This window comes from Pseudomonas sp. ZS1P83 (genome assembly GCF_054897825.1).
Genome location: NZ_CM142706.1, coordinates 1,099,356 through 1,111,809, shown reverse-complemented (window position 1 = coordinate 1,111,809; position 12,454 = coordinate 1,099,356). Strand labels below are relative to the sequence as shown.

The 12,454-nt window shown below is 60.2% G+C and carries 9 protein-coding genes; 6 read left to right on the top strand and 3 right to left on the bottom strand.

Annotated elements, in window-relative coordinates:
- Nucleotides 1–106 precede the first annotated feature (106 nt).
- The 5 genes from ACYZT0_RS05370 (at nucleotide 107) to ACYZT0_RS05350 (ending at nucleotide 4,879) form a co-directional block, all read left to right on the top strand.
- Nucleotides 107–1,441 carry a TRZ/ATZ family hydrolase gene (locus ACYZT0_RS05370; protein WP_462044940.1) on the top strand — a complete coding sequence of 445 codons (1,335 nt, stop codon included), beginning with the start codon at nucleotides 107–109 and terminating at the stop codon, nucleotides 1,439–1,441.
- Between the two features lie 58 nt (nucleotides 1,442–1,499).
- On the top strand, nucleotides 1,500–2,198 hold the full coding sequence (ubiG, locus tag ACYZT0_RS05365; RefSeq protein ID WP_462044939.1) for a bifunctional 2-polyprenyl-6-hydroxyphenol methylase/3-demethylubiquinol 3-O-methyltransferase UbiG: 699 nt from the start codon (nucleotides 1,500–1,502) through the stop codon (nucleotides 2,196–2,198).
- Nucleotides 2,199–2,202: 4 nt separating this feature from the next.
- A complete protein-coding gene (gene mupP / locus ACYZT0_RS05360; protein ID WP_462044938.1) occupies nucleotides 2,203–2,874 on the top strand; it encodes an N-acetylmuramic acid 6-phosphate phosphatase MupP in 672 nt (223 codons plus the stop codon).
- A 109-nt stretch (nucleotides 2,875–2,983) separates the two neighbouring features.
- The gene (locus ACYZT0_RS05355) at nucleotides 2,984–3,724 is read left to right on the top strand and encodes a YciK family oxidoreductase (protein ID WP_462044937.1); all 741 of its coding nucleotides are present in this window, start codon (nucleotides 2,984–2,986) and stop codon (nucleotides 3,722–3,724) included.
- Between the two features lie 228 nt (nucleotides 3,725–3,952).
- Complete coding sequence (locus ACYZT0_RS05350) at nucleotides 3,953–4,879, top strand: GGDEF domain-containing protein (RefSeq protein ID WP_462044936.1); 927 nt, start codon at nucleotides 3,953–3,955, stop codon at nucleotides 4,877–4,879.
- Nucleotides 4,880–4,928: 49 nt separating this feature from the next.
- Here the strand turns inward: ACYZT0_RS05350 and ACYZT0_RS05345 are convergent, their stop codons facing one another.
- The 3 genes from ACYZT0_RS05345 to ACYZT0_RS05335 all read right to left on the bottom strand — a co-directional run bounded on the left by ACYZT0_RS05345 (nucleotide 4,929) and on the right by ACYZT0_RS05335 (nucleotide 8,471).
- The gene (locus ACYZT0_RS05345) at nucleotides 4,929–6,803 is read right to left on the bottom strand and encodes an MFS transporter (RefSeq protein ID WP_462044935.1); all 1,875 of its coding nucleotides are present in this window, start codon (nucleotides 6,801–6,803) and stop codon (nucleotides 4,929–4,931) included.
- 84 nt (nucleotides 6,804–6,887) lie between these two features.
- Nucleotides 6,888–8,054 carry a TDT family transporter gene (locus ACYZT0_RS05340; RefSeq protein WP_462044934.1) on the bottom strand — a complete coding sequence of 389 codons (1,167 nt, stop codon included), beginning with the start codon at nucleotides 8,052–8,054 and terminating at the stop codon, nucleotides 6,888–6,890.
- Nucleotides 8,055–8,159: 105 nt separating this feature from the next.
- The gene (locus tag ACYZT0_RS05335; protein ID WP_462044933.1) at nucleotides 8,160–8,471 is read right to left on the bottom strand and encodes a cupin domain-containing protein; all 312 of its coding nucleotides are present in this window, start codon (nucleotides 8,469–8,471) and stop codon (nucleotides 8,160–8,162) included.
- A 377-nt stretch (nucleotides 8,472–8,848) separates the two neighbouring features.
- On the opposite strand from ACYZT0_RS05335, the gene ACYZT0_RS05330 reads away from it, so the two are divergent.
- Complete coding sequence (locus ACYZT0_RS05330; RefSeq protein ID WP_462044932.1) at nucleotides 8,849–12,319, top strand: hybrid sensor histidine kinase/response regulator; 3,471 nt, start codon at nucleotides 8,849–8,851, stop codon at nucleotides 12,317–12,319.
- The last annotated feature ends 135 nt before the right edge of the window (nucleotides 12,320–12,454 follow it).

Genomic DNA, 12,454 nt, shown 5'->3' with positions numbered 1-12,454 from the left:
CTCACCCCGTACTCATGAACAAAAGCCGTCGATTATAGCGATCCCCCTGCGAAGACGCTCGGGTATACTTCGCCATCCTTCACAAAAGCTCTGGAACCGACTCTCGATGTTGAACACTGCCGTTGCGCTCGACCTGTTATTGCTGCCGACCTGGCTGGTACCCGTCGAACCCGCTGGCGTTGTCCTCAAAGAGCACGCCCTCGGCATCCGTGACGGGCGCATTGTCTTTATCGGCCCGCGCGCCGCAGCACTGAAGCTTAACGCAACTGAAGTCCGCGAACTGCCGGACATGTTGCTCTGCCCTGGCTTGATCAATGCCCACGGGCATGCGGCGATGACGCTGTTCCGTGGTCTGGCCGATGATTTGCCCCTGATGACCTGGCTGGAAAACCACATCTGGCCGGCCGAAGCCAAGTGGGTCGATGAAGCTTTCGTACGTGACGGCACTGACCTGGCGATCGCCGAGCAGATCAAAGGTGGCATCACCTGCTTCTCTGACCTGTATTTCTTCCCGAAGGTTGCCAGCGAGCGCGTCCATAACAGCGGCATTCGCGCGCAAATCGCGATTCCGATCCTCGACTTCCCGATCCCGGGCGCCAGTACGGCGGACGAAGCCATTCGTCAGGGCGTCGAATTGTTCGGCGATCTCAAGCACCACGAGCGCATCAAAGTGACCTTCGGCCCTCACGCACCCTACACCGTGGGCGACGAGACCCTGGAGAAAATCCGGGTGATCACCGAAGAACTGGACGCCTCGATCCATATGCACGTGCATGAAACGGCTTATGAAGTGCAGCAGTCCATCGAGCAACGCGGCGAACGCCCATTGGCCCGCCTCGGGCGCCTGGGTTTGCTGGGGCCGCGCTTTCAGGCGGTTCACATGACGCAGATCAGCGATGAAGACCTGGTATTGCTGGTAGAAAGTAACACCAACGTGATTCATTGCCCGGAGTCGAACCTGAAGCTGGCCAGCGGGTTCTGCCCGGTGGAGCGCTTGTGGCAGGCTGGCGTCAATGTGGCGGTCGGCACCGATGGCGCGGCCAGCAACAATGACCTGGACCTGCTCGGCGAAACCCGCACCGCCGCATTACTGGCCAAAGCCGTCGCCGGCTCGGCCACCGCGCTGGACGCTCATCGCGCCCTGCGCATGGCCACGCTCAACGGCGCGCGTGCGCTAGGGATCGAGGCTGACGTCGGTTCGCTGGAAGTCGGCAAAGCAGCAGACATCGTCGCATTCGACCTCTCTGGCCTGGCGCAGCAACCGGTCTACGACCCGGTTTCGCAGCTTATATATGCCACCGGCCGCGATTGCGTGAAACACCTTTGGGTCGCTGGCAAGCAACTGCTCGACGACCGTCGCCTGACTCGCCTGGATGAAGAACAGCTTTGCGCCACCGCCAAGGCCTGGGGCCTACGCATCAGTGGCCATACCGAATCGTAAGCCCCCCCGGACCCACCACCGGGGCAACAGGATTTTTCAAGTTTTAGAGGACTTAACCATGAGCAACGTCGACTACGCCGAAATCGCCAAATTCGAAGCCCTGGCCCATCGCTGGTGGGACCGCGAAAGCGAGTTCAAACCGCTGCACGACATCAACCCGCTGCGGGTTAACTGGATTGACGAGCGAGTCCATCTGGCCGGCAAGAAAGTCCTCGACGTCGGTTGCGGCGGCGGCATCCTCAGCGAAGCCATGGCCCAGCGCGGCGCGACCGTCATGGGCATCGACATGGGCGAAGCGCCGCTGGCGGTCGCGCAACTGCATCAACTGGAATCCGGCGTGAGCGTCGAATACCGGCAGACCACCGCCGAAGCGCTGGCCGAAGAAATGCCTGAGCAGTTCGACGTGGTCACGTGCCTGGAAATGCTCGAGCACGTGCCGGATCCATCCTCGGTGATCCGCGCCTGTTTCCGCATGGTGAAACCCGGTGGTCAGGTGTTCTTCTCCACCATCAATCGCAACCCGAAGGCGTACCTGTTCGCTATCGTCGGCGCGGAATACATCATGAAGCTGCTGCCGCGCGGCACCCACGACTTCAAGAAGTTCATCCGCCCTTCCGAGCTCGGCGCCTGGAGCCGCATGGCCGGCCTGACCGTCAAGGACATCATCGGCCTGACCTACAATCCGCTGACCAAGCACTACAAACTGGCCTGCGACGTGGACGTCAACTACATGATCCAGACCCTGCGCGAGGAGTAAGCCGATGCGTATCAGAGCAGTTCTTTTCGACATGGACGGCACCCTGCTCGACACCGCGCCGGACTTCATTGCGATCTGTCAGGCGATGCGTGCCGACCGCGGCCTGCCGCCGATGAACGACCAGCACATTCGCGATGAGATCTCCGGCGGCGCCAAGGCGATGGTCGCCGTGACCTTCTCCATGGACCCGGAATCACCGGGTTTCGAGGCGTTGCGTCTGGACTTCCTGGAGCGCTACCTCGTCGGTTGCGCGGTTCACAGCAAACTCTTCGACGGCATGGGCGAACTGCTGGCCGACATCGAGAAGGCCAACCTGATCTGGGGCGTGGTCACCAACAAGCCGCTGCGGTTTGCCGAGCCGATCATGCAGCAGCTTGGATTGGCCGAGCGCTCGGCGCTGCTGATCTGCCCGGACCATGTGAAGAACAGCAAACCGGACCCCGAGCCGTTGATTCTGGCGTGCAAGATGCTCGACCTGGACCCGGCCAGCGTGCTGTTTGTGGGTGATGACTTGCGCGATATCGAGTCCGGTCGCGATGCCGGCACCAAAACGGCTGCCGTGACCTATGGCTACATTCATCCGGACGATAACCCGCGGCATTGGGGCGCGGATGTGGTGGTCGATCATCCGCTGGAGTTGCGCAAGGTGCTGGATAACGCTTTGTGTGGTTGCTGAGCCGCTTTTCGTAGGAGCACGGCTTGCCGGCGATGGCGATTCTGAAGACGCCATCGCTGGCAAGCCATGCTCCTACAGGGTCCGCTTTCTGATTTGTTGAGGTTTTTTTATGTTTGATTATTCCGCCCGCCCAGATTTGCTCAAGGCCCGGGTCATCCTGGTCACCGGCGCTGGCCGTGGCATCGGCGCTGCCGCCGCGAAAACCTTCGCCGCGCACGGTGCCACCGTGCTGTTGCTGGGCAAGACCGAAGCTAACCTGACTCAGGTCTACGACGAAATCGAAGCCGCTGGCCATCCACAACCGGCCGTGATCCCGTTTAACCTGGAAACCGCCCTGCCCCATCAATACGATGAGCTGGCAGCGATGATCGAAACCGAATTCGGCCACCTTGACGGTTTGCTGCACAACGCGTCGATCATTGGCCCGCGCACGCCGATCGAGCAGTTGTCTGGCGAAAACTTCATGCGCGTCATGCATGTCAACGTCAACGCCATGTTCATGCTCACCAGCACCCTGCTGCCGCTGCTCAAGCTGTCTCAGGACGCCTCGGTGGTGTTCACTTCCAGCAGCGTCGGTCGCAAGGGTCGCGCGTATTGGGGCGCATATGGCGTCTCCAAGTTCGCCACCGAGGGCTTGATGCAAACCCTGGCGGACGAAGTCGACACCGTGGCACCGGTGCGCTCCAACAGCATCAACCCGGGCGCCACGCGCACCAGCATGCGCGCCCAGGCTTATCCGGGTGAAAACCCACTGAACAACCCGACGCCCGAGGAGATCATGCCGGTCTACCTCTACCTGATGGGTCCGGACAGCACCGGTATCAACGGTCAGGCGTTCAACGCTCAGTAACGCCCGCGCATTACTTTTGTGCTGCGACGGCTTCCTGTCGCGGCACTCAAAGTGCGCCACAACCACACTGATGCAAGTCAAACAACTGCCACCGCGTTCGGAAAAATTTTTTAAACAACTATCAAGCTATTGATTTATAACGCTTTATATTCGACTGAACTGAATGGCACGACTTTCGCTCTAAATTTGCTCAGACACGCAGTGTGAAAGCAATCGGGCGGACGCCAAATGAAATCACCTTCCCAGACCAACGCAATTGACTTCGATGTTGCCAAATTGCAACGCCTGGGCCTTGGTCAGCAGTCTCTCCTTCTGGAGAGGCCGGTCAGCCTTGCGCAACTGCGCCAGAAGCTGAGCCTGCAGCTGCAAACCAGTCTTGAGCCGCAACGCATTCTGGGGCTCTTCTTTCGTGAAATTCAGCGACTTGTACCGCTCGACGCCTTGAGCTATCAGCACGAGGCCAGCGACTTGCGACTGGAGTTCGGCCTGCGCGGCCATCACTCGATCAGCTACAGCCTCAGCCATGAAGACGAGCACCTGGGTGAACTGATGTTCCGCCGCAATCAGCGGTTCAGCGAGCAGGAACAGGGCCACCTCGAGTCGCTGCTGTCCGCGTTGATGTATCCGATGCGCAATGCCCTGCTCTACCGCGCCGCCACCCAAAGTGCCTTGCGCGATCCGCTCACGGACACCGGCAACCGCATCGCCATGGATCAGACCCTGCAACGGGAAATCGAGATGGCGCGTCGGCATCTGCAACCCTTGTCGCTGCTAATGCTGGACATTGATCACTTCAAACGCATCAACGACAACCACGGACACAGCGCCGGCGATCACGTGCTCAAGGCCGTCGCAGCCTCGATCAAAAGCCAGTTACGCAACGTGGACATGGTTTTCCGGTTTGGTGGAGAGGAGTTCCTGATCTTGCTTTCCAACACCAACCGGGAAGCGGCAGCCCTGGTCGGTGAGCGACTGCGGTTTGCCGCGCAGGCTGAGGAGTATGCCGCCGACGGCCATTTGGTCGAGCTGACGGTCAGCCTTGGCTGCTCGACCCTATTGCCCGGCGAGTCTGCCGATAGCCTGTTGCGACGGGCCGACAGCGCGTTGTATGTGGCCAAGCGCGAGGGGCGCAACCGATTGGCGATGGCGGGCTGAACATCCGTCAGAGCGGGCTCGCTGGTGCAGCGGCCCGCATGGACAGGTATTAGCGACTAGTACCGCGCAAATCCCCCACCAACCCTTGCAACTGGGCGGGTTCTGCCGCTTCAACCGACACCGCAGGCCCTGCCACCAGCGTCACCCGCGACCACAACCGGCGAAACACGCCCTTTTGCGGGTCGCGGCTGAAGAAACTCCCCCACAAACCCTGCAATGCCAGCGGAATCACCGGCACCGGCGTCTGTTCGAGAATCCGCCTCAGCCCGCCCTTGAACTCGTTGATCTCGCCATCGGCGGTCAATTTGCCCTCAGGGAAGATGCACACCAACTCGCCGTCCTTCAGATACTGAGCAATGCGCGTGAACGCTTTTTCGTAGATCTGAATGTCTTCCTGGCGCCCCGCGATCGGAATGGTCCCGGCCGTGCGAAAGATAAAATTGAGCACCGGCAAGTTGTAGATCTTGTAATACATCACAAAGCGAATCGGCCGACGCACCGCGCCGCCAATCAGCAAGGCATCGACGAAGGACACGTGATTGCACACCAGCAACGCCGCGCCTTCATCGGGAATCAGCTCCAGATTGCGATGCTCCACGCGGTACATGGAATGGCTGAGCAGCCAGATCATGAAGCGCATGCTGAACTCAGGGACAATGCTGAAGATGTAGGCATTCACGCCGATGTTCAGCAGCGACACCACCAGGAACAACTGCGGGATCGACAACTTGACCATGCTCAGCAAGACGATCGAGACAATCGCCGAGATCACCATGAACAGCGCGTTGAGAATATTGTTGGCGGCAATCACCCGCGCCCGCTCGTTCTCGGGGGTACGTGACTGAATCAGCGCGTACAGCGGCACGATGTAGAAACCGCCGAACACGCCAAGCCCCAGAATGTCGATCAACACCAACCAGGTGTGACCGAAGCCGAGGATTTCGATCCAGCCATGGCCGGTGACGCTGTCGGGAATTCCACCGGAATGCCACCACAGCAGCAAACCAAACACCGTCAGACCGAACGAGCCGAACGGCACCAGTCCGATCTCGACTTTGCGTCCGGACAGTTTCTCGCAGAGCATCGAACCGAGTGCGATACCGACCGAGAACACGGTAAGAATCAGCGTCACCACGGTTTCATCGCCGTGCATCCACTCCTTGGCGTACGCCGGGATCTGCGTCAGATAAATCGCCCCGACAAACCAGAACCATGAGTTGCCGACAATCGAGCGCGACACCGCAGGGGTCTGCCCCAAGCCCAGTTTTAATGTGGCCCAGGACTGGCTGAAAATGTTCCAGTTCAGACGCATTTCAGGTGAGGCGGCCGCGGCCCGTGGAATGCTGCGGCTGGCCAGATAGCCGAGCACCGCAACACCGATGATCGCCGTGGAGACGATCGGCGCGTAATGACTGGACGACATCATGATCCCGGCGCCGATGGTCCCGGCGAGGATCGCCAGGAAGGTGCCCATTTCCACAAGGCCGTTGCCACCCACCAGCTCTTCGTCACGCAAGGCCTGCGGCAGGATCGAGTATTTCACCGGCCCGAACAGCGCTGAGTGAGTACCCATGGCAAACAGCGCCACCAGCATCAGTGACAGGTGATCGAACATGAAACCGACTGCGCCGACCGCCATGATGGCGATTTCCCCTAGCTTGATCAGACGGATCAGCGCGTCCTTGGCGAACTTTTCACCGAACTGCCCGGCCAGCGCCGAGAACAGAAAAAACGGCAGGATGAACAGCAGCGCGCACAGGTTGACCCAAATCGAGCGATCACCCTCGATAGTCAGCTTGTACAAAATGGCGAGGATCAGCGACTGCTTGAAGATGTTGTCGTTGAACGCCCCGAGCGACTGCGTGACGAAAAATGGCAGGAAGCGCCGGGTGCGAAGCAAGGTGAACTGTGAGGGGTGACTCATCTTCCATGTGTCCCTGATGTTGGGTAGAGAGTGGCGTGGATACCGTTATTGGAATATCGAACGACGATCCAGGCCACACATTACCTAAACTTTGCAGGTTGTTGCTTTAATCTGTGCAATGCACGGCGAGACAAACAACTCGCCCCGCCATGCGCCCTGCAGCGTCCGTTTGGCGACGATCAGCCACATCACCGCCAGCAACACCACCAACACACAGCCGAAGACACTGAAAAACGTCAGGTTCAAGGTGCTGGCCAGTTTCAACGTTGCCAGAGAATAGACGCCCAACGGGAAGGTGAATCCCCACCAGCCGAGATTGAAAGGGATACCGACGCGCAGGTAACGCAGGGTGATGAGCACCGCGATCAGCATCCACCACAAACCAAAGCCCCACAGTGTGATCCCGGCCACTAACCCCAGCCCTGCGGCGATCTCACCGATGCCCGGCAGACCGTTGGCCGCAAAGATGGCCGGCGCATCGGCCCCCAGCAGCAACATGCCCAGCGCCCCAGTGCCGATCGGGCCCAGCGCCAACCAGCTGGAGGCGGCCATGTTTTCGTGGGGCAACTTATGCAGCGCCATGCGCAGCAACAGAATGGTCAGAATGCTGAACGCCACCGGTAAGGAAAATGCCCAAAGCACGTAGCTGGTCACCAATACCACCAGTTGCGAATGGGCATCCGTCAGGTGCGGCGCCAACAGACCACCGCTGGCGGCCGCCACTTCCGCCGCGACCACCGGCAACAGCCAGACGGCAGTCATCTGGTCGATGCTGTGTTCCTGACGGGTGAACATCATGTAGGGAATCAGCACGCCACACGCCAGCGACATCGCCACATCCAGCCACCACAGCACCTCGGCGACATGAACCACGCCCTCGCCCCAACGCGGTAAACCGAACACCAGAAAGCCATTAATGATGGTCGCCAGGCCCATGGGGATGGTGCCGAAAAACATCGAAACCGTGGAGTGGCCGAAAATCCGCCGCGCCTCATCAAAAAACAGCGCCCAACGTGCCGCGTATACCGCCGTGAACAAAACGAACAGCACGATATTGAACAGCCAAAGGGCTTCGGCAATCGCGTGCAAACCGGCACTTGCGGCAGGCAGCTGCGCCAGCGCCAACGCCAGCACGCCGGTGCCCATGGTGGCGGCGAACCAGTTCGGCGTGAACTGGCGGATAACTTCGCGCGGGTGCTGTAAATGACTGAAAGGTTTGAAACCGACTGGGGCGGTGTTGGGGCATGTCATGGTGAACTCCTGTCCACTGTGGAGGTGGAGCCCATGGTAGATCTGAATCGAATATCGATATAACGGGTAATATCTCTAACTGTTATCTGTTTTGCAGATATAGCGTCAGACGCTGCCTTCAGTCTCGATCACCAGGATTCTCGCCGCCCCCTGCGGATGGGCAACGTGTTCGGTGCCGACATCGGCATAAAAGATATCCCCTACACCCAACACTACTTGTTTCTCCTGACCCTCTTCGCGATAACGCATCTGCACGACTCCATCCAGCACCACGAACACTTCTTGCCCATCATTGATGTGCCATTTATAGGGCTGATCGGTCCAGTGCAAACGCGTGGTGATGCCGTTCATGTTGGCGATATCCAAAGCGCCCCAGGCACGGTCAGCGGTGAAGGATTTGCTGCGGATGATTTTCATGCTCGGTCCGTCGAAGTGAATGGCTGCCAAGGCTAGCGGTCATTGGACCGCTGACGCATCAATGCGAGATGAGCGCCGACCGAGAGAATAATCAAAAGGTTGAGGAGCTGCACCGGTTGATCGGGATTGCATTGAGTCAGTGAAGCCGCCTTCGCGGGCAAGCCGCGCTCCCACAGGTTTCGTGCTGACCGCATGATTGGGATACGACACGAAACCTGTGGAAGATTCTATGCGGCACAGACACCAAAAATCGAACGGTCCTTCAACCTGCGACACCCCGCCGCGCCGCGACCTTGGTCGACACTGACTAACCCCTGCCATCGTGCGAGACTGTCTGTCCGGGCGGGAGTCCCGGGTGTCTTTTGTCTGGAGTTCCCATGTCGCTGTCCAGCGGGCTGATCGCCGCCGTCGCCCTGGCCTATATGGCCATCATGTTCGCCATCGCCTTCTACGGCGACCGTCGCAGCACGCCGTTGCCGCCGCGGGTGCGCGCTTGGGTATACAGCCTGTCGCTGGCCGTCTATTGCACCAGTTGGACCTTCTTTGGCGCCGTGGGCCAGGCCGCCGAACAGCTCTGGTCTTTCTTGCCGATCTACCTCGGGCCGATTCTACTGCTGGTGTGCGCGCCATGGGTCCTGCAAAAAATGGTGATGATCAGCAAGCAGGAGAACATCACCTCCATTGCCGACTTCATCGCCGCCCGCTATGGCAAATCCCAGTCGCTGGCAGTGGTGGTGGCGCTGATCTGCCTGGTCGGCGTGTTGCCCTACATCGCGTTGCAACTGAAGGGCATTGTGCTCGGGGTGAACTTGCTGATCGGCGCCGGTGCCGACGCCATGGGCACTCGCGCCCAGGACACGGCGTTGATCGTGTCGATGGTGCTGGCGCTGTTCACCATTGTCTTCGGTACCCGTAACCTCGACGCCACGGAACACCACCGCGGCATGGTGCTGGCGATTGCGTTCGAATCGCTGGTCAAGCTGTTCGCTTTTCTCGCGGTCGGCGCGTTTGTGACCTACGGCCTGTACGACGGTTTCGAGGACCTGTTCGACCAGGCCATGCTCGCGCCGCGTCTGGAGGAGTACTGGAAAGAAACCATTAATTGGCCGTCGATGGTGGTGCAAACCGGCGTGGCAATGATGGCCATCATCTGCCTGCCCCGGCAGTTCCACGTAACCGTGGTGGAAAACATCGACCCTCAGGATCTGCGCCTGGCCAAATGGGTGTTTCCAGCCTATCTGGCGCTGGCAGCGCTGTTCGTCGTCCCCATCGCCCTCGCCGGCCAAATGATGCTGCCGAGCTCGGTGCTGCCGGATTCTTTTGTCATCAGCCTGCCGCTGGCTCAATCCCACCCTGCCCTGGCGATGCTGGCGTTTATCGGTGGCGCCTCGGCGGCGACCGGCATGGTGATTGTCGCCAGCGTGGCGCTGTCGACCATGGTCTCCAACGACATGCTGTTGCCATGGTTGCTGCGGCGCAATAACGCGGAGCGGCCGTTCGAAGTGTTCCGCCAGTGGATGCTCTCGGTCCGCCGAGTGAGCATCGTGGTGATTCTGCTGCTGGCTTACGTCAGTTATCGCCTGCTCGGCTCGACGGCAAGCCTGGCGACCATCGGCCAGATCGCCTTCGCCGCCGTGACCCAACTGGCCCCGGCCATGCTCGGCGCGCTGTACTGGAAACAGGCCAATCGTCGCGGTGTGTTCGCCGGCCTCGCCGCCGGGACGTTCCTGTGGTTCTACACCTTGGTCCTGCCGATTGCCGCCAACAGCCTCGGCTTGTCCTTGAGCAGTTTTCCCGGTCTGGCCTGGTTACACAGCAACCCGCTGCACCTGCCGATTACCCCGCTGACCCAGGGCGTGGTGCTGTCTCTTGCGGGCAACTTCACGCTGTTCGCCTGGGTTTCGGTGCTGTCACGTACGAGGGTTTCGGAACACTGGCAGGCGGGTCGCTTCATCGGTCAGGAAATCAGTGCCCGCCCCAGCGCCCGTTCGATGCTGTCGGTTCAGATCGACGATTTGTTGCAGCTGGCGGCTCGCTTCGTCGGCGAAGAACGCGCCCGTCAGAGTTTTATCCGCTTCGCCTACCGCCAAGGCAAAGGCTTCAACCCGAACCAGAACGCCGACGGTGAATGGATCGCCCATACCGAACGTTTGCTGGCCGGTGTGCTCGGTGCTTCTTCGACCCGGGCAGTGGTAAAAGCCGCTATCGAAGGTCGGGAGATGCAGCTTGAGGACGTCGTCCGTATCGCCGATGAAGCCTCAGAGGTGCTGCAATTCAACCGCGCGCTGCTGCAAGGCGCGATCGAGAACATCACTCAGGGCATCAGCGTGGTCGACCAGTCGCTGAAACTGGTGGCCTGGAACCGGCGCTATCTGGAGTTGTTCAATTACCCGGATGGGCTGATCAGGCTTGGCCGACCGATTGCCGACATCATTCGCTACAACGCCGAGCGCGGCCTGTGCGGCCCCGGCGAAGCCGAAGTGCACGTCGCCCGCCGCTTGCACTGGATGCGTCAGGGCCGCGCCCATACCTCTGAAAGACTTTTCCCCAATGGCCGTGTGATCGAGCTGATCGGCAACCCGATGCCCGGCGGCGGTTTCGTCATGAGTTTCACCGACATCACCGCGTTCCGCGAGTCGGAGCAAGCGCTGACCGAAGCCAACGAAGGCCTGGAGCGACGGGTGACCGAGCGGACTCACGAACTGTCGCAACTCAACGTTGCCCTGACCGAAGCCAAGGGCACCGCGGAGTCGGCCAACCAGTCGAAAACCCGTTTCCTGGCGGCGGTCAGCCATGACTTGATGCAACCGTTGAACGCAGCGCGACTGTTCTCCGCCGCCCTTTCCCACCAAGACGACGGCTTATCCGGCGAGGCGCAGAAACTGGTTCATCACTTGGACAGTTCACTGCGCTCGGCCGAGGATTTGATCAGCGACCTGCTGGACATTTCCCGCTTGGAGAACGGCAAGATCAATCCTGACTCCAAGCCTTTTGTGCTCAACGAACTGTTCGACATCCTCGGTGCCGAGTTCAAGGCGCTGGCCCGAGACCAGGGGCTGAAATTCCGTGTCAGGGGCAGTACGTTGCGAATCAACAGCGACATCAAATTGCTGCGACGAATCCTGCAGAATTTCCTGACCAATGCCTTCCGCTACGCCAAAGGCCCGGTGCTGCTGGGCGTTCGCCGGCGCAAGGGCGAGCTGTGCCTGGAGGTCTGGGACCGTGGTCCGGGCATTCCAGAGGATAAGCAGCGGGTCATTTTCGAAGAATTCAAACGCCTCGACAGCCACCAGACCCGCGCTGAAAAAGGCTTGGGGCTGGGCCTGGCCATTGCTGACGGGCTGTGTCGCGTACTGGGTCATACCTTGCGCGTACGCTCCTGGCCGGGGCGCGGCAGCGTGTTCAGCGTCAGTGTGCCGTTGGCTAGTGCTCAAACCGCCCTGCCGACCAAAACCGTCGAACTCAACGGCAAATTGCCGAGCGGCGCGCAGGTGCTGTGCATCGATAACGAGGACAGCATCCTGATCGGCATGAACAGCCTGCTCACCCGCTGGGGTTGTCAGGTCTGGACCGCCCGTAACCGCGATGAATGCGCGGCGCTGCTCAGTGACGGCGTGAGGCCGCAATTGGCGCTGGTGGATTACCACCTGGACCATGGCGAGACCGGAACCGAGTTGATGGCGTGGTTACGCACCCAACTGGGTGAACCGGTGCCAGGGGTAGTGATCAGCGCCGATGGGCGACCGGAGATGGTGGCCCAGGTGCATGCGGCGGGGCTGGATTACCTGGCAAAACCGGTAAAACCGGCGGCGTTGCGGGCGTTGCTGAGCCGGCATTTGCCGTTGTAGCGCGGCAGGTTTGAGGCTCGTGGTGGCGCGACTGACGCCATCGCGAGCAAGCTCGCTCCCACAGGGTTTTTGTGTTGTTCACCCGATGTTTGCAACAACACCGATCCACTGTGGGAGCGAGCTTGCTCCCGATGC